General features: G+C 44.8%; 19 protein-coding genes. All 19 read left to right on the top strand.

The genetic code is table 11. From position 1 onward, the window contains the following. Positions 1-252: 252 nt before the first annotated feature. The 19 genes from fba to MUO14_RS08555 all read left to right on the top strand — a co-directional run bounded on the left by fba (position 253) and on the right by MUO14_RS08555 (position 17,174). Positions 253-1,116, top strand: a complete 864-nt coding sequence (gene fba / locus MUO14_RS08645; RefSeq protein ID WP_244754833.1) for a class II fructose-1,6-bisphosphate aldolase — start codon at positions 253-255, stop codon at positions 1,114-1,116. 102 nt (positions 1,117-1,218) lie between these two features. After that, on the top strand, positions 1,219-1,860 hold the full coding sequence (fsa, locus tag MUO14_RS08640) for a fructose-6-phosphate aldolase (RefSeq protein WP_244754832.1): 642 nt from the start codon (positions 1,219-1,221) through the stop codon (positions 1,858-1,860). A gap of 67 nt (positions 1,861-1,927) precedes the next feature. Next, positions 1,928-3,214, top strand: a complete 1,287-nt coding sequence (locus MUO14_RS08635) for a UDP-N-acetylglucosamine 1-carboxyvinyltransferase (protein ID WP_244754831.1) — start codon at positions 1,928-1,930, stop codon at positions 3,212-3,214. A 51-nt stretch (positions 3,215-3,265) separates the two neighbouring features. Then, the gene (locus tag MUO14_RS08630) at positions 3,266-3,694 is read left to right on the top strand and encodes a hypothetical protein (RefSeq protein ID WP_244754830.1); all 429 of its coding nucleotides are present in this window, start codon (positions 3,266-3,268) and stop codon (positions 3,692-3,694) included. 3 nt (positions 3,695-3,697) lie between these two features. Then, complete coding sequence (gene glpX, locus MUO14_RS08625) at positions 3,698-4,663, top strand: class II fructose-bisphosphatase (RefSeq protein WP_244754829.1); 966 nt, start codon at positions 3,698-3,700, stop codon at positions 4,661-4,663. 382 nt (positions 4,664-5,045) lie between these two features. Then, complete coding sequence (rho, locus tag MUO14_RS08620; protein WP_244754828.1) at positions 5,046-6,341, top strand: transcription termination factor Rho; 1,296 nt, start codon at positions 5,046-5,048, stop codon at positions 6,339-6,341. A gap of 422 nt (positions 6,342-6,763) precedes the next feature. Beyond that, positions 6,764-7,009 carry a type B 50S ribosomal protein L31 gene (locus MUO14_RS08615; RefSeq protein WP_244754827.1) on the top strand — a complete coding sequence of 82 codons (246 nt, stop codon included), beginning with the start codon at positions 6,764-6,766 and terminating at the stop codon, positions 7,007-7,009. Positions 7,010-7,300: 291 nt separating this feature from the next. Next, positions 7,301-7,921 carry a thymidine kinase gene (locus tag MUO14_RS08610; protein WP_244755520.1) on the top strand — a complete coding sequence of 207 codons (621 nt, stop codon included), beginning with the start codon at positions 7,301-7,303 and terminating at the stop codon, positions 7,919-7,921. A gap of 120 nt (positions 7,922-8,041) precedes the next feature. After that, complete coding sequence (locus MUO14_RS08605; RefSeq protein ID WP_244754826.1) at positions 8,042-8,443, top strand: hypothetical protein; 402 nt, start codon at positions 8,042-8,044, stop codon at positions 8,441-8,443. Positions 8,444-8,673: 230 nt separating this feature from the next. Continuing rightward, positions 8,674-9,744, top strand: a complete 1,071-nt coding sequence (prfA, locus tag MUO14_RS08600) for a peptide chain release factor 1 (protein ID WP_244754825.1) — start codon at positions 8,674-8,676, stop codon at positions 9,742-9,744. Continuing rightward, on the top strand, positions 9,737-10,594 hold the full coding sequence (gene prmC / locus MUO14_RS08595; protein ID WP_244754824.1) for a peptide chain release factor N(5)-glutamine methyltransferase: 858 nt from the start codon (positions 9,737-9,739) through the stop codon (positions 10,592-10,594). The genes prfA and prmC overlap by 8 nt, the downstream gene beginning before the upstream one ends. Positions 10,595-10,722: 128 nt before the next feature. Continuing rightward, positions 10,723-11,337 carry a stage II sporulation protein R gene (gene spoIIR, locus MUO14_RS08590; protein ID WP_244754823.1) on the top strand — a complete coding sequence of 205 codons (615 nt, stop codon included), beginning with the start codon at positions 10,723-10,725 and terminating at the stop codon, positions 11,335-11,337. A 126-nt stretch (positions 11,338-11,463) separates the two neighbouring features. Then, a complete protein-coding gene (locus tag MUO14_RS08585; RefSeq protein ID WP_244754822.1) occupies positions 11,464-11,799 on the top strand; it encodes a hypothetical protein in 336 nt (111 codons plus the stop codon). A gap of 218 nt (positions 11,800-12,017) precedes the next feature. After that, positions 12,018-13,049 carry an L-threonylcarbamoyladenylate synthase gene (locus MUO14_RS08580; RefSeq protein ID WP_396265838.1) on the top strand — a complete coding sequence of 344 codons (1,032 nt, stop codon included), beginning with the start codon at positions 12,018-12,020 and terminating at the stop codon, positions 13,047-13,049. Positions 13,050-13,101: 52 nt separating this feature from the next. Then, entirely contained in the window at positions 13,102-13,644 is a 543-nt protein-coding gene (locus MUO14_RS08575) for a manganese efflux pump MntP (protein WP_244754820.1), read from the top strand. A 69-nt stretch (positions 13,645-13,713) separates the two neighbouring features. Further along, entirely contained in the window at positions 13,714-14,325 is a 612-nt protein-coding gene (locus MUO14_RS08570; protein WP_255822178.1) for a low molecular weight protein arginine phosphatase, read from the top strand. 96 nt (positions 14,326-14,421) lie between these two features. Further along, positions 14,422-14,868, top strand: coding sequence for a ribose 5-phosphate isomerase B (rpiB, locus tag MUO14_RS08565; protein ID WP_244754819.1), 447 nt, complete (start codon positions 14,422-14,424; stop codon positions 14,866-14,868). Between the two features lie 481 nt (positions 14,869-15,349). Continuing rightward, the gene (locus tag MUO14_RS08560) at positions 15,350-15,895 is read left to right on the top strand and encodes a TIGR01440 family protein (RefSeq protein WP_244754818.1); all 546 of its coding nucleotides are present in this window, start codon (positions 15,350-15,352) and stop codon (positions 15,893-15,895) included. 25 nt (positions 15,896-15,920) lie between these two features. Beyond that, the gene (locus MUO14_RS08555) at positions 15,921-17,174 is read left to right on the top strand and encodes a serine hydroxymethyltransferase (protein ID WP_244754817.1); all 1,254 of its coding nucleotides are present in this window, start codon (positions 15,921-15,923) and stop codon (positions 17,172-17,174) included. Positions 17,175-17,243: the final 69 nt, after the last annotated feature.

Raw genomic sequence — 17,243 nt, 5'->3', positions numbered from 1 at the left:
TATAAAGAAGAGAAAATTTTTTATAAAAAAAGATAAAAACACGTTATTTCATGCTATGAAACGGCGGCATTTAATTATGATAGAAAAACTTTTCGAATTGAAAGCGCTATCTGATCCTCGCGATGTTGCACCTTAGAGAGGGTATTGGTATTCTAATACTGTAGCTTTATTTATACGACATATTTTTCAGTACGGAAATTGAAAATATGGAAGTAGATACGAGACGTTTTCTATTTAAAGGAGGATCCTTTCATGCCGTTAGTTTCAATGAAAGAAATGCTAGAAACAGCTAAAGAGAATCGCTACGGAGTAGGACAATTCAATTTGAACAACCTTGAATATGCTCAAGCGATTCTTCAGGCTGCTGAAGAAGAGCAATCTCCAGTTATCCTTGGAGTATCTGAGGGAGCCGGACGTTATATGGGCGGATTTAACGTAGTTGTGGCTATGGTTAAATCACTTATGGAATCTTATGGGACAACTGTGCCTGTTGCGATTCACTTAGATCACGGGTCAAGTTTTGAAAAATGTGCGGAAGCCATCCATGCCGGTTTTACTTCTGTGATGATCGATGCTTCCCATGACCCGCTTGAGGAAAATATCGCTCTTACGAAAAAAGTCGTTGAGCTAGCTCATATTCACGGAGTATCTGTTGAAGCAGAACTTGGCCGTGTAGGTGGACAAGAGGATGACCTTATCGTGGATGATGCTGAAGCAGCTTATGCGATTCCTTCCGAGTGTAAACAACTCGTTGACGAAACAGATGTTGACGTATTCGCACCTGCTTTAGGCTCTGTTCACGGTCCGTACAAAGGTGAACCGAACCTTGGCTTCGACCGCATGGAAGAAATCATGGGACTTGTTGACAAACCACTTGTACTTCACGGTGGAACAGGTATTCCAACAGCAGATGTTAAAAAGGCGATTTCTTTCGGTACAGCAAAAATTAACGTAAACACAGAAAACCAGATTTCTCAAGGTAAAGCGGTACGTAAAGTTCTTGCTGAGCAGCCGGAACAATACGACCCTCGTAAATACTTGGGACCTGGCCGTGACGCGATTAAAGAAACTGTCATCGGCAAAATGCGTGAATTTGGTTCTTCTCAAAAAGCATAACTATGCACGTCCAAGGAAGCCGTTACCAAGTAGCGGTTTCCTTTTCAACATGTATGAAAACGCAACCAAGTGACATATTTCGACATTGGAGAGGTGTTTAAAATGAAATTTTTCGTAGATACGGCTAATATTAATGAGATAAAAGAAGCAAACGCTTTAGGAGTGCTGGATGGGGTAACGACAAACCCAAGCTTAGTTGCGAAAGAAGGCGTTTCTTTTCACGATCGTTTAAAAGAAATCACCGAGGAAGTCGATGGTTCAGTAAGTGCTGAAGTGATCTCACTGGATGTTGCGGGTATGCTTAAGGAAGCGAAAGAACTTGCAGCCATCGCCCCAAATATCACGGTAAAAGTCCCGATGACACTGGATGGGTTGAAGGCCGTAAAAGCCTTGAGCGATTTGAACATTAAAACAAATGTAACCCTTATATTTTCTGCCAATCAGGCACTACTTGCGGCACGGGCAGGAGCGTCCTACGTATCACCTTTCCTTGGACGTCTTGATGACATTGGCCACAATGGAATGGAACTTGTTGCTCAAATTGCTGAAATTTTCGACCGTCATGCACTTGATACAGAGATCATTGCCGCATCTGTTCGCCACCCGGTCCACGTAACAGATGCAGCATTGAATGGAGCCCACATTGCAACGGTTCCATTTAAGCTTTTTGGCCAACTCGTTAAACATCCTTTGACTGACCAAGGTATAGAAAAATTCCTTAATGACTGGAATAATCAAAAATAAAGAGTCATTTGGCAAAAATTGCACATAATAAAGATATAATCTTTACCTTTAAAGCGAGGGGTTTCTCATGAAAAAACTACTAGTAGAAGGCGGAACCCGCTTGCGTGGACAAGTACGCGTAAGTGGAGCGAAAAACAGTGCCGTTGCTCTATTGCCTGCCGCGATTTTGGCGAACTCAAAAGTAACGATTGAAGGACTTCCAAGCATTTCAGATGTAGGGACCCTTTCTGAATTGCTTGAGGAAATCGGAGGCACCGTCCGCCGTGATGGGCAAACGATTGAAATTGAGCCATCCGAAATGATTTCAATGCCGCTTCCGAATGGTCGTGTTAAAAAACTGCGTGCCTCTTATTATTTTATGGGGGCTATGCTTGGACGCTTTAATAAAGCCGTCATTGGATTGCCTGGCGGATGCCACCTTGGGCCACGTCCAATTGATCAACACATTAAAGGATTCGAAGCACTTGGCGCTGAAGTGACCAACGAACAAGGTGCAATTTATTTACGTGCAAAAGAACTGCGCGGTGCAAGGATTTATTTAGACGTAGTCAGTGTCGGCGCAACCATTAATATTATGCTTGCCGCTGTCAAAGCCAAAGGAAAAACTACCATTGAAAATGCTGCTAAAGAACCTGAAATTATTGATGTAGCCACACTCTTGACAAGCATGGGTGCGAAAATAAAAGGTGCGGGAACAGACGTGATCCGTATTGAAGGGGTAGAGGAGCTTAACGGCTGTCTGCATACGATTATTCCGGATCGGATTGAAGCAGGAACCTATACGATCATGGCTGCCGCTCAAGGCGAAGAGATGATCATCGATAACGTGATTCCGCAGCACCTTGAATCCCTTTTGGCAAAACTGCGTGAGATGGGTGTAACGATTGAGGAGAATGATGAACAGCTCTATATTAGACCGGGCGAGAAGATCAAGAGTGTTGACATTAAAACCCTTGTGTATCCCGGCTTTCCGACTGATTTACAACAACCATTCACGACATTACTGACAAAAGCTGAAGGTACAGGTGTCGTCACGGATACGATTTATCAAGCTAGATTTAAGCATGTCGATGAATTACGAAGAATGAATGCTTCAATTAAAGTCGAAGGCGGTGCAGCAATCGTCGCCGGTCCTTCCCGGCTTGAAGGGGCAAAGGTGAAAGCCTCGGACTTAAGGGCAGGAGCCGCATTAGTTATTGCTGGTCTGATGGCAAAGGGAGTAACTGAAATCACTGGCGTAGACCACATCGAACGAGGATATGAAAACATTACAAATAAATTAGTAGAACTAGGCGCAAATATCTGGTATGAGGAAATGTCAGAAGAAGAAGTCGAACAATTCCAGAATTCTTAAGAAAAGCGAAAGCGCCCTGGTAGACACGACAAGCATAAGCAGGGCGGCGCAGTGGGGCGCCCTTACCACACGGAGGCGAACTGCTTATGTCGCGAAGGTCTGCCCTTGCAGCTAGACAGGAAGAAAAGCGGAAAGGGGCGGCTTAGACCTGAAACGCATAAGCAGAGCGCTGCAGTGAAGTGGTTTTCCTTCACGGAGGTGAACTGCTTATGTCGCGAAGGTCTGCCCCTTGTAGCTAGACAGGAAGAAAAGCGGAAAGGGGCGTTTAGACCTGAAACGCATAAGCAGAGCGCTGCAGTGAAGTGGTTTTCCTTCACGGAGGCGAACTGCTTATGTCGCGAAGGTCTGCCCCTTGTAGCTAGACAGGGAGAAAAGCAGATTTTCAAGGCATTGCACAAATCGAGAAATGAATTTTTTGCTAAGACATCATTTCCATGGGGAGATGAGGAAAAAATTCTATATAAAGAATGGGGAGAATGAACCATGGAAAGAAGTTTATCAATGGAACTAGTAAGAGTAACAGAGGCAGCTGCCTTATCATCGGCACGCTGGATGGGAAGAGGAAAGAAAGACGAGGCAGATGATGCAGCTACCTCAGCTATGCGCGATGTATTTGACACCATCCCGATGAAGGGGAAGGTTGTCATTGGTGAAGGAGAAATGGATGAAGCTCCGATGCTTTACATTGGCGAGAAGCTCGGGAATGGCTTTGGTCCGAGAGTTGACGTAGCTGTTGATCCACTTGAAGGAACCAATATTGTTGCTCAAGGGACATGGAATGCGCTGGCAGTCATTGCTATTGCCGATCATAATCAGCTTTTGCATGCACCAGATATGTATATGGAAAAAATTGCAGTTGGCCCTGAAGCCGTTGGAGAAGTTGACATCAATGCGTCTGTGGCTGATAACCTTGCAGCCGTAGCTAAAGCGAAGAACAAAGAGATTGAAGATGTTGTGGCGATTGTTTTAAATAGAGAACGCCATGAAGGAATCATTGAAGAGATTCGGGCAGCGGGAGCTCGTATCAAGCTAATCTCAGATGGGGACGTGGCTGCAGCGATTAATACAGCCTTTGACGATACTGGTGTTGATATTTTATTCGGATCAGGTGGAGCGCCAGAAGGGGTGCTTGCCGCTGTTGCTTTAAAATGCCTCGGTGGTGAAATTCAAGGGAAACTTATTCCTTCAAATGATGAAGAATTGAAACGATGTAAGGACATGGGAATTGAAGATATCAACAGAGTTCTCTACATGGATGATTTCTGTGGCGGGGATGATGCCATTTTCGCGGCCACAGGTGTGACAGATGGGGAACTTCTTCAAGGCGTCCAATTTAAAGGACAAAAAGCAACGACTCAAACGGTCGTCATGCGTGCGAAATCAGGAACCGTCCGTTTTATTGATGGTGATCACAGCCTTAAGAAGAAACCTAATTTAGTGATTAAGTAATGGTCTAACGGGAGATGCTAGGAATAGGTCTCCCTCATCCTACTTTTTACCCTCTGACAACTTGCCAAAAAAACCTCTTGAACCGACATGATTACTAGATGTACAATAAGGTAGGTTTACAAGCAAAAGATAGAACATCAAAAAATAAGCTCAACCTCTGTAAGCTTCACATCCCTCTTGTTTCTTCATTCTATTTCCAAAAGGGCAACTAGTGCTCCTACTTGAATCACATAGATTGGTAGAAGGCTTACTCTGGTATACAAACAATCTCAAGATTTACAAAAACGCAAGCACCTTGCTAGAAAGTATTCGCTTTCCTTCGATAAAAGCGATGTTCTAAGCAGCAGCTGCTTCCGATAAAAACAATTAAAGTGGTGATTTTGTGGCAGAACTAACGATATCCAATTTAGAAGACATGACCTTAAAGAAACTCTACTCTTTGGCGAAACAGTACAAAGTTTCCTATTATGCTAAGCTAACAAAGCGAGAGTTGATTTTTGCGATTTTAAAAGCACAGGCAGAGAAAGATGGCTTTCTATTTATGGATGGTATTTTAGAAATCATTCCTTCCGAGGGCTTTGGGTTCCTTCGTCCAATTAATTATTCACCAAGTGCTGAAGATATTTATATTTCCGCTTCGCAAATTCGCAGATTTGATTTGCGAAATGGTGATAAAGTCAGTGGGAAAGTACGTCCACCCAAAGAAAATGAACGCTATTACGGCTTGCTTCACGTAGATGCTGTTAATGGTGAAGACCCTGATTCAGCGAAGGAACGTGTTCATTTTCCTGCATTAACCCCACTCTATCCAGATCGTCACATGAAGCTTGAAACAGAAAGCAAGAAGCTTTCCACTCGAATTATGGACTTGATGGCACCGGTTGGGTATGGGCAGCGTGGATTAATTGTTGCTCCACCTAAAGCGGGAAAAACGATGCTGCTTAAGCAAATGGCCAACAGTATTTCAACCAATCACCCTGATTCGAAGTTGATTATATTACTCGTTGATGAGCGTCCAGAGGAAGTGACCGATATTGAACGCTCCGTAGCGCCAGATGTTGATGTTGTCAGCTCAACCTTTGACGAAGTACCGGAAAACCATATTAAAGTGGCCGAACTAGTCCTTGAGCGGGCCATGCGTCTCGTTGAACATAAGCGTGACGTCATTATCTTAATGGATAGCATCACACGGCTTGCCCGTGCGTACAACTTGGTTATTCCGCCGAGCGGCCGTACACTTTCCGGGGGGATCGATCCGGCAGCTTTTCACCGTCCAAAGCGGTTCTTCGGCGCGGCTCGAAATATTGAAGAGGGCGGCAGCTTTACCATTTTGGCAACAGCACTTGTGGACACAGGTTCACGTATGGACGATGTGATTTATGAAGAATTTAAAGGAACAGGGAATATGGAGCTGCATCTTGATCGCAGCCTAGCCGAGCGCCGCATTTTCCCAGCCATCGATATTAAGCGTTCGGGAACGAGAAAAGAAGAGCTCCTCTTACCGAAAGCCGAGCTTGATAAAGTGTGGGCAATCCGTAAAGCACTTACTGATTCCCATGACTTTACCGACCGCTTCCTGCGCAGACTGCGTTCATCGAAAACGAACGAAGAGTTTTTCGATCTAATGGACAAGGATATGAATATGAAGGGGAAAGCAGCACAAGGCCGTCGCAGCTAATCTTTTTTCCATAGGCTCTTTTCGTAAATTTTGTTGTTCTTTAACCATCGCAGTTGATATAAAATTCATCCAACAGCAAGGTTGATTTCCGCTTCGAGCAGTCGCTTTCCGCGGCCCCACAGGGCTTTGCTCGAGGAGGCTTGCCGCTCGCCCGCGGAAAACGAAGTGTATTTCCAGAGCGGGTGGAAGCACCGTTCATTTTAAATAATGGCGCAGTTTATAGTTTTTTCGTCAAAAACAACAATCTTTTAGAAAACAGCCTTTCCATAAAAAGGGATTGATCCATGCTGTTGCATTGGACAGGATAGACTGATATAATCTTTCTATGTGAGTTTCAGTAAAAGGTGTATGTACTAACCTTCGACGGCTCTTACAATAACTCTGTTTCTGAAGGACTCAGGGCAAAAAGGAGTGGAAGAATCATGAAAGCAGGAATTCATCCAGAATACCGTAAAGTCGTATTCCTTGACACAAGTTCTGATTTCAAATTTCTAGGCGGATCTACACAAGGATCTGAAGAAACAATTGAATGGGAAGATGGGAGCACATACCCACTAATCCGTGTTGAAATTAGTTCAGCGTCTCATCCATTCTACACAGGCAAACAAAAAGCTGACAAAGCTGGCGGCCGTGTGGATCGCTTCAAGAAAAAATATAACCTTTCATAATAATGAGTGGGCATCGTTTAGGATGTACACTGCATAATTTTGAGCAAGAACAGGCAAATTGTCTTCCCGTTTGCCTGTTTTTTTGTTAAAGGAAAAGCGGAGGCGTCCGGGTAGACACGACAACCCCACGTCTTGTGGGGCCATGGAGGCGAACGGCTAGTCTTGCGTGTCTGGGCGCCGCAGCTGAAAAAGAGAGTATCCCTATTGTGATGATCAGTACGATTACATGGTGGGAGCTTTTTTTGTCAAAAATAGGTGTGCTTTAGAGTGGAGAAGGGAGCGACAGTGGACGTGTATGTAATGAAACAGAGCGGATGGGTAGAAGTGATTTGCGGTAGTATGTTCAGTGGAAAATCGGAGGAACTGATCCGCCGAGTACGCCGAGCTACATACGGAAACTTGTCTGTTCGTGTATTTAAACCCGCCATTGATAACCGATATAAAGATGATTCCATCGTGTCACACAACGGAACATCTGTCCTTGCAAGACCTGTATCTGAGTCACTTGAAATTCTTGATGAGGTCGACGATGAGGTGGACCTCGTTGGTATAGATGAAGTGCAATTTTTTGACGACCATATTATTGAAGTGGTCGAATGTCTTGCTGATCGCGGCATTCGTGTCATTGCGGCAGGACTGGATACAGACTTTCGCGGGGAGCCGTTCGGGAAAGTTCCTGAACTTATGGCCTTAAGTGAAAGTGTTACAAAGCTGAATGCCATTTGCCCTGTGTGCGGGTCTCCAGCCAGCCGCACGCAGCGCCTGATCGACGGGAAGCCAGCTTCCTATGATGATCCGATTATTTTCGTTGGGGCTTCGGAATCGTACGAGCCGAGGTGCCGTCATCATCATGAGGTCCCAAATAAACCCAGGCAAGCGCAAGTGAAAGCCCACACTGAAAAATACGTTTGACTGTACAAACCTGCTAACTTAGGCGTTAGCGGGTTTTTTGTTTAATAATAAAGATTGCAAGCTACGCATAATCCTTTTCATCTCTGTAGAAACTACAGAAAAAGAGAAGAGGTGTGTGAGATGGTTCGAATAATTGGAGCACTTGTAATGATGACATTGATAACGGCGGCATGCGGCCAGCAATATGATAACTTTCAGGGAAGCACGAACCGTGAGGACATAGAGAATATGAGTCTGCAGGATGAAAACACATCAGATGCAGAATATGAAAATCCGCGTTCGATGGATCGAGTCGGTGATACGTGGGGACTAAAGCAGGACCGTGAAATGATGAAAGAGGCGGCCAACCAAGTTCCAGGGGTTACGGTGAAACGTGTCATTATTGAAGCGGGTCAAGCGTGGGTGACAGTTAGTGTTGATCGCGAATTAAGCAGTGATGAGGAAATGGATTGGAGCGAGCAAATTAAGGATTCTGTGTATAGTGCTGTGCCCCGCTATAATATAAATGTGAAAATTAGGTAGCAGCGGGCCGGGGTTTTCGCGTCCTGAGGCTGCTTTCATGTAAATATGCAATGAATCGTCTAATTCGTGCAATTAACATCGGAAATTAGGCAATTAATAAAAATCGCGCAATTATCCCCGATTATGTGCAATTCTCGATGAGGGCGAGCCCGTTTTTAAGAGGGATGTGGTTGTAACCCTATCCTCTCTATAATATAATTAGACTGTTATGGAGAAAGAGGTGCATACCATTGATCGAACGTTTGCAAACACTTGAAGATCGATATGAAAAATTAAATGAATTACTTAGTGATCCGGAAGTGATTTCGGATACGAATAAACTACGTGAATATTCAAAAGAACAATCAGGTTTACAGGATACGGTGACAGCGTACCGTGAGTATAAGGAAGTGGCAGAGCAGCTTGATGATGCAAAGGTCATGCTTGATGACAGCCTTGATGGCGAAATGGAAGCAATGGTGAAAGAGGAAATCAACGAGCTTTCCGAGCGGAAGACACAGCTTGAGGAGCGTTTGAAAGTTCTTATGCTTCCAAGTGATCCTAATGATGATAAAAACGTAATTATGGAAGTTCGCGGAGCAGCCGGGGGAGATGAAGCGGCTTTATTTGCGGGTGACCTTTACCGTATGTATGCAAGATACGCGGAATCTCAAGGCTGGAAAGCGGAAGTCATTGAAGCGAATGCCAATGATGTCGGCGGCTACAAAGAAATCATTTTTATGATTAACGGCGATCGTGCCTATTCGAAAATGAAATTCGAAAATGGCGCCCATCGTGTTCAGCGTGTTCCTGAAACGGAATCTGGCGGACGGATTCATACATCAACGGCAACTGTCGTCGTTATGCCGGAAGCCGAAGAAGTTGAAGTCGAGGTCCACGACAAGGATATTCGCGTCGACACGTTTGCCTCAAGCGGCCCAGGCGGCCAGAGTGTAAATACGACCATGTCTGCCGTACGTTTGACGCATGAGCCGACCGGAATCGTCGTGTCCTGTCAGGATGAGAAATCACAAATAAAGAACAAAGAAAAAGCGATGAAAGTGCTACGAGCGCGCGTTTACGATAAGTTTCAGCAGGAGCAGCAAGCAGAATTTGATGAAAGTCGTAAGTCAGCGGTTGGAACAGGGGATCGTTCTGAGCGTATTCGTACGTATAATTTCCCACAAACACGTGTGACAGACCACCGTATCGGCCTGACGCTGCAGAAGCTTGACCAAGTTCTGCAAGGCAATATGGACGAAATCCTCGAAGCTCTGCTTATTGAAGAGCAGACGAAGAAGCTGGAGTCTATCGGTGAGTAACGAGCAAGCGCCGTTTGCTACGATTCAGGAAGCCCGACGCTGGGCTTCTCTTTTTTTACAAAAGTCAAGCCGCGAAGTTCGAGTGGTCGACTTGCTGCTTGAGCATACACTTGAGCTGTCTTTCTCACAGCTGCTCGCATATGAACATGATCCTTTTCCAGAACAGAAGCAGGCATGGTTTATAAAGGCCGTGGAGAAACATGTTTATACGGGTGTTCCTGTCCAACATTTAATGGGAGAAGCACCGTTTTATGGGCGAGATTTTACTGTTAATCGCCATGTGCTGATCCCGAGGCCAGAAACGGAAGAACTCATTCTCGGTACACTTCAAAAGATGAAGCTGGAGTCGCCCGTGATTGTTGACCTTGGTACAGGGAGCGGGATCATCGCCATTACCTTGAAGCTTGAGTGTCCTTCCAGCCAGCTTTTAGCGACAGATCTTTCCGCGGAAGCCATCGAAGTCGCGAAGCAAAATGCTGACACACTCAACGCTGATATCGAGTTTTTTCAAGGGGATTTCCTCGAGCCGATCAAACAACAGCCGGTGGATGTGATTATCTCAAATCCACCTTATATTGCTTTTTCTGAAAAACTTTCTGATACAGTGGAAAACTTCGACCCTTCACTTGCGCTGTTTGCTGAGGAAGAGGGATTGGCTGCCTATCGAACAATCCTAGACCAAATCGTTCGATACAAGTTATCGCCATCCTTGATTGCTTTTGAAATCGGCCATGAGCAAGGTGAAGTGGTCAAAAGTCTGATTGAAAGAAAATTACTCGGCTATGATGTCCAAATCGAGAAGGATATCAACAAAAAAGATCGGATGATTTTTGCTAAATTGGCTGACTAGACAGCTTCGATCAAGGGGGCTGTCATGAATCTACCTCCCTAACTCATTTTCTGATCAGATTAATAGATTTCATGTTTAAAAGATTTCCTCCCCGCCCATACTAGCCAGTAACAGGGAGGGATTTTTTTATGAAAAAAATAATTCTTACTACAGCAGCGGTTTTAATAGCTTTATCGATTTTACCTTGGGGACATATGAGTGGTGCATCCTCAAGTTCACAATATCAAGTCATTCCAGACGAGGCGATTCGTTTGAGAATATTAGCTGATAGCAATGATAAAAAAGCGCAAGAGCTTAAACGCGATGTGCGCGATGCGGTTAATGCTGAAATTACGAAGTGGGTGGAGGATCTTACCTCTATCGAAGCGGCTCGGTCGTTAATCCAGTCAAGACTGCAAAACATAGATACCATTGTAAAAGAAACAATTGAACAAGCAGGAAGCGAGCAAAGTTATCAAGTGAAGTATGGCAAACAGGTCGAATTTCCGACGAAGCTCTATGGCTCGTACATTTACCCAGCTGGGGAATATGAAGCGATTCTAATCACGCTCGGTGAAGGGGAAGGCGACAATTGGTGGTGTGTTCTATTTCCACCACTTTGCTTCTTGGACTTCTCTAATGGGTCAACGGTTGCTCACGCGGAAGAAAAGGATGCTGAACAAGATTCTGAGCAGGCAAAAGAACCCGAGAAGAAAGAAGTGGAATTCATTCTCGTAAAACTCTGGAAAAAAATCGTATCCTAGCATATTTACTCTCCCATTATTCATAGAGTAGTAGAAAGGTCGTTCAAAAAGTTGCCAAATTATAAGTCGGCTTCTAGCTCCATTCGGCAGCTTTTTGAACCTATACTAGAAAGGGGAGATTTTTTTATGCATATTGAAAAATTAAAACTTAAACAAGGTGGAGAATGTGGATATCTGATTAAAAAAGATGATCAGGAGGTAGGATCGTTTATTTTGGCAGAACAAGAGAAGGGGGTCAGCCGGCTGCGACAGCTCCATGTGGCAGGTGACGTTTCAAAGGCTGGTATCTTATATGTCTTTGAATTGATTCAAGATTATGTGAAAGAAGAAGACGTTCACGAGCTGCAGGTCGAGAGTCACTCGAAAGATCTCAACCATTTACTCGCCCATCAACAGTTTGAGTGTAATGATGAGAAGGGACAGTTGTGGATATATAAAGTTAACAACGATCAACGTGGATAAGTTAGGTGGTTATTCACAATTATATAAAAATTTGTGGATAACATGTGGATACACTTTAAACTTGTAGAAGATATTCACCTTAAAAACACTGGATATGTGGATAAAACTGTGTGTAAGTTGAGGATAACCTGTTAGTAGTGACTGAATTTGCGATTATTCGCCGAATTATTCATAATTAATGGTAGTAAACGTGTTGAAAAGGAGAGCCAGGCATGAATATAACTACACAGTATTGGAAGCTATCCACAAATGTAACGGAACACGATCCGGCAGTTAGAGAAGCGGCTGAGTTGCTTTGTCAACAGCAGGTCGTTGCTTTTCCGACAGAAACAGTCTATGGACTCGGGGGAGATGCAACGAATGAGGCAGCGGTTCAACGGATTTTTGATGCAAAGGGTCGGCCGGCAGATAATCCACTGATTGTTCATGTTGCCGACAAATCGCAAGTCGAGGAGCTCGTGTCATCGATCCCGCCGATTGCGCATAAGTTAATGGACAATTTCTGGCCGGGCCCGTTAACGCTGATCTTGCCAAGCAAGGGCACAGCCGCTTCGAACGTAACCGCAGGCTTGCCGACGATTGCCATACGCATGCCGAATCACGCTGTGGCACTGAGCATTTTAACAGCAACGGGAAAGCCTTTAGCTGCTCCGAGTGCCAATCGGTCAGGGCGTCCTAGCCCAACGGAAGCTGTTCATGTTAGTCAGGATCTCGATGGACGGATTGCCGGGATCGTTGACGGCGGTCCTACAGGGGTCGGCCTCGAATCAACCGTACTTGATTGTACCGCAGAAATTCCGATCATTCTGAGGCCTGGAGGAGTTACAAAGGAAGACTTACAGCCATTTATACCTAATATTATTATTGATCCGGCGCTGGCTAATCAGGAAACCCAACCAAAGTCTCCGGGCATGAAATATACCCATTATGCACCGGAAGCCCCACTATGGCTTGTCGATGGGAATGGGGAGTTTTTTCAGAATCAAGTGAATCAATTGAAAGCAACAGACAAGCGTGTTGGTGTCATTGCAAGTAGTGAGCTTGCAGCAGAATTAGACCACAATAAAGTTCTTTCGTGCGGGTCCAAGCAGAATTTGACTGAAGTAGCCGGCAATTTATACGGAGCTTTAAGGCAGTTTAAAAAATCGGATATCGATGTGATTTTGTGTGAAACCTTCCCCGAGCACGGAGTAGGCGCTGCGATTATGAACCGTTTAACAAAAGCAGCCGTTCAAAAAGTGAGTCAGTAGCAAACATACTTGCCCCATATTCCGCATAGCATGTCCGGAGGGGGGCTTTCTCATGATGGTTGAACACGTGGCGTCGTTAATGTTGCTTTCGTTTGCACTTGGCATGGATGCTTTTTCTGTATCTCTTGGAATGGGCATGCAGGCAGTAAGGCTAAAACACGCTTTCTTTGCGGGCATCGTCGTTGGAATTTTTCATATGCTTATGCCCGGCCTTGGAATGGTTCTAGGCATCTGGCTTTCGGCTAGTGCTAGCACGTGGGCCTCGGTGGCAGGGGGTTTCTTATTGCTCGGACTTGGTTTATACACCATTTTTGCATCCTTTGCGGAAAAACGATCCGCCGCCCATACAATCGTCGGCGCCGGTCTGTGGATATTTGCTGTAAGTGTAAGCATTGACAGTTTTCCTGTGGGGTTCAGCCTCGGTCTTAACGATACAGCCATTATCATTTCGATCCTGTCTTTTGGACTTGCTAGCACTGTGCTTACATGGGCAGGTTTTATCATAGGCAGACGAGCAAGCGGGCTGCTGGGAACATATAGTGAATTGCTAGGTGGGAGCATACTGTGTGCGCTTGGCCTTTACGCCATTTTCTAAACTATTTTTTTCCGAAATAAATGTGATATGATAAATAAAAACGCCTCAGGTGAGGAGCAGTGAATCGACATGAACCTTTTATTTGTATGCACAGGGAATACTTGCCGCAGCCCTATGGCTGAGGCTCTTTTAAAGTTTAAAAATAATGACATTGACGTTCGTTCAGCAGGAATTTTTGCAGGAGACGGACAACCATTATCAGAAGGAACAGACCATGTGTTAAGTGAAATGGGACTTTCCTTCAATCATTCTTCAACCTCAGTTAACGAGGACCTTCTCAAATGGGCGGACGTCGTATTAACGATGACCGATAAACATAAACAAACACTGGCATTGCAGTACCCTGAGGAGCAAACTAAATTTTATACCTTAAAAGAATACGTTCTCATCGATGAGGAGCACTGGCAGCAGCTCAAGAACCTTTATACCTCTTTTGAGGAAAAACGGATCTTTCATTTAAGTAATATGGAAGAAGACCTGACCGAAGCTGAAGTTGAAAAACGCCTTCGTAAAGAACTTTCAAATGAAATAAAAGTGATTCAACAACTGGAAGCCGAAATTCCAAGCTTAAACATCACAGACCCTTACGGCAAAAGTGTCCAAGTATATAGGGAGACACGTGATGAACTCAATGAGCATATCGACCTTCTGTTGAAAAAACTATCCAACAAAAACAATTAATCAAACGATTGATTAAGATCTCCTGCAGAGGGTTTTCTTGCCCCGTCAACTGCGGTAGAATAAACAAATAACAAGATTGAGGAGAGTGTCGATCCAATGAAAGTGATTATAGCATCCGATCATGGTGGCGTGAATCTACGCCGCGAAGTAGCTGAGGTATTAGATGAATTACATATAGAATTTGAAGATATCGGCTGTGACTGCGAAACATCTGTGGACTTCCCGGATTACGCCATTCCAGCCGCAGAACGTGTTGCCAGCGGGGAATTTGATAGAGGGATTCTGATTTGTGGGACAGGTATCGGCATGTCCATTTCAGCCAATAAAGTCAACGGCATTCGCGCTGCCCTCGTCCATGACCTGTTCACAGCAAAAGCCACTCGTGAGCACAACAACTCCAATGTCCTCTGCATGGGGGAACGTGTCATAGGACCAGGGCTCGCTAAGGAAATTGCCCGTACGTGGCTTGAAACCGATTACGAAGCTGGCCGTCATGAAAAGCGAGTAGGGAAGATTACAGAGTATGAAGGAAGAAAAGCGTAGAAGGGGCGTTTAGACCTGAAACGCAAAATCAAGATGGCATAGTGAAGTGATCTTCTTCACGGAGCCAGATTGCTTATGTCGCGAAGGTCTTTTCTTTGGAGCTGGACAGACGAAAAGCGTAGAGGGACATTTAGATCGAAAGAGATTCAGATAATTTTCATCCTTACATCTTTCGCGGCTAATTTTTAGTTTCCGCGGCCGTTTTTCGATTACCGCGGTCCAGTTAAAATTCCCGCGGTGAAAAGAAGTAGCTGTGCTTCTAAGAATGCACTAAAATTTTCGAGCGTATCAAGTGAGCGATTAGATAGAGAAGAGACCAATCTTTGCTGCTAAGCTCGTCTCCTATTTTTGGGCATACATACCCAACGAAGAATTTTGAAAAATATGATAGAATGACCGTGTAGATAAAATATTTTGGAGAAGTTAGAGTGCTTCTCTTTTTTAAAAAATAGCTTTAGCCACAAAAAAAGGAGATGGGCATATGACTGATGTACAAGCCATTCAACAGGAGGTAGCTTCCGTTGTCAGACAGTTGTTGGAAAGCGGCCATATTAAAAACGGTCTGCTTGTCATTGGATGCTCGACTAGCGAAATAGCTGGGGAAAGAATAGGCACTTCAGGCAGTGAAGCAATTGCCGAAGTTGTGTATAATGAATGGCAGAAGCTCACTGAACAAAAAGGAATTGACATCGCATTTCAATGCTGTGAACACCTAAATCGTTCACTCCTCATTGAACGATCTGTGCAAAAGGAGCATAACTACAAAGAAGTAGCGGCTATTCCCGTTCCAGAAGCAGGTGGTTCAATGGCCGCTTATGCTTATAAACAGATGGAGGAGCCTGTTTTGGTTGAAGCAGTTGAAGCGGATGCGGGAGTAGACATTGGAGATACACTAATTGGAATGCATCTGAAGCGCATCGCTGTACCGCTTCGCCTTGAGCAAAAAGTAGTTGGGGAAGCACATGTCACGGTAGCTTGCACCCGCCCGCCATTTGTTGGTGGGGCCCGAGCTGTTTACGAAGAGTAAAGTAATTTGAGAGGGGAATTCAATCATGGAACACGTTAAATCAACAGATGCAGAAGTGTTTGCAGCCATTAAGGATGAGAAAGATCGTCAAAACCATAATATTGAGCTGATCGCTTCTGAGAATTTCGTTTCCGAAGCTGTTATGGAGGCAATGGGATCAGTCTTAACGAACAAATATGCAGAAGGTTATCCAGGGCGCCGCTACTATGGCGGCTGTGAACACGTCGATGTTGTTGAGAACCTGGCAAGAGATCGTGCTAAGGAACTATTTGGTGCTGAGCATGTTAACGTCCAGCCGCACTCCGGTGCCCAAGCGAACATGGCTGTTTACTTTACTGTTCTTAAGCCTGGAGACAAGGTACTTGGCATGAACTTGAACCACGGCGGCCACCTCACTCACGGCAGCCCGGTAAACTTCAGTGGTACTCTTTACGATTTTGAAGAGTATGGGGTCGAAAAAGATCATGAACAAATTGATTATGATGCCGTTTTAGCAAAAGCGAAAGAAGTGAAACCCAAGTTGATCGTCGCTGGGGCAAGTGCCTATCCACGCGAAATTGATTTTGCTAAATTCAGAGAAATTGCCGATGAGGTTGGTGCTTATTTATTAGTCGATATGGCCCACATAGCCGGACTCGTTGCTTCCGGTTTGCATCCAAATCCAGTTCCGCACGCCCATTTCGTAACGACGACAACACATAAAACGTTACGCGGCCCACGCGGCGGCATGATCTTTTGTGAAGAAGAATTCGCTAAGAAAATTGACAAATCCGTATTCCCGGGCATGCAGGGCGGTCCACTTATGCATGTAATTGCAGCAAAAGCCGTTTCTTTCAAAGAGGCACTCGAACCGGAATTCAAGCAATATTCCCGTCAAGTGATCGCCAACGCCAAACAGCTGGCGGAATCTCTTAAGAAAAACGGCGTTCGCCTTGTATCCGGCGGCACCGACAACCACTTATTGCTGCTCGACCTGCAAACCCTCGGCCTCACAGGGAAAGTAGCAGAAAAAGCACTAGACGAAGTTGGCCTTACGACAAATAAAAACGCGATTCCATTTGATCCAGAAAGCCCATTTGTAACGAGCGGAATCCGTATCGGTACAGCTGCTGTTACAAGCCGCGGCTTCAAAGAAAAAGAAATGGAAGAAATCGCGGAACAAATTGCATACACACTGAAAAATCATGAAGATGCTGATAAACTGAAGGAAGTAGCTGAACGTGTACAGAAGCTGACAGCCCGCTTCCCGCTTTATCCAACATTGCTGACAACTTCTTAATGTGAAAACCACTAGCCCCAGGGTTAGTGGTTTCTTTTTCGTCCAGGAAATTATAAAACTATTTGCCTG

This window comes from Halobacillus shinanisalinarum (genome assembly GCF_022919835.1).
GTDB lineage: Bacteria > Bacillota > Bacilli > Bacillales > Halobacillaceae > Halobacillus_A > Halobacillus_A shinanisalinarum.
The sequence above is the reverse complement of the archived record's forward strand: the minus strand, read 5'-3'. Positions and strand labels throughout refer to the sequence as shown.

Coding starts and splice junctions, on each gene's coding strand:
- fba (WP_244754833.1), top strand. CDS start 253: ATGCCGTTAGTTTCAATGAAAGAAATGCTAGAAACAGCTAAAGAGAAT.
- fsa (WP_244754832.1), top strand. CDS start 1,219: ATGAAATTTTTCGTAGATACGGCTAATATTAATGAGATAAAAGAAGCA.
- MUO14_RS08635 (WP_244754831.1), top strand. CDS start 1,928: ATGAAAAAACTACTAGTAGAAGGCGGAACCCGCTTGCGTGGACAAGTA.
- glpX (WP_244754829.1), top strand. CDS start 3,698: ATGGAAAGAAGTTTATCAATGGAACTAGTAAGAGTAACAGAGGCAGCT.
- MUO14_RS08615 (WP_244754827.1), top strand. CDS start 6,764: ATGAAAGCAGGAATTCATCCAGAATACCGTAAAGTCGTATTCCTTGAC.
- MUO14_RS08605 (WP_244754826.1), top strand. CDS start 8,042: ATGGTTCGAATAATTGGAGCACTTGTAATGATGACATTGATAACGGCG.
- spoIIR (WP_244754823.1), top strand. CDS start 10,723: ATGAAAAAAATAATTCTTACTACAGCAGCGGTTTTAATAGCTTTATCG.
- MUO14_RS08585 (WP_244754822.1), top strand. CDS start 11,464: ATGCATATTGAAAAATTAAAACTTAAACAAGGTGGAGAATGTGGATAT.
- MUO14_RS08575 (WP_244754820.1), top strand. CDS start 13,102: ATGATGGTTGAACACGTGGCGTCGTTAATGTTGCTTTCGTTTGCACTT.
- MUO14_RS08570 (WP_255822178.1), top strand. CDS start 13,714: ATGAACCTTTTATTTGTATGCACAGGGAATACTTGCCGCAGCCCTATG.
- rpiB (WP_244754819.1), top strand. CDS start 14,422: ATGAAAGTGATTATAGCATCCGATCATGGTGGCGTGAATCTACGCCGC.
- MUO14_RS08560 (WP_244754818.1), top strand. CDS start 15,350: ATGACTGATGTACAAGCCATTCAACAGGAGGTAGCTTCCGTTGTCAGA.
- MUO14_RS08555 (WP_244754817.1), top strand. CDS start 15,921: ATGGAACACGTTAAATCAACAGATGCAGAAGTGTTTGCAGCCATTAAG.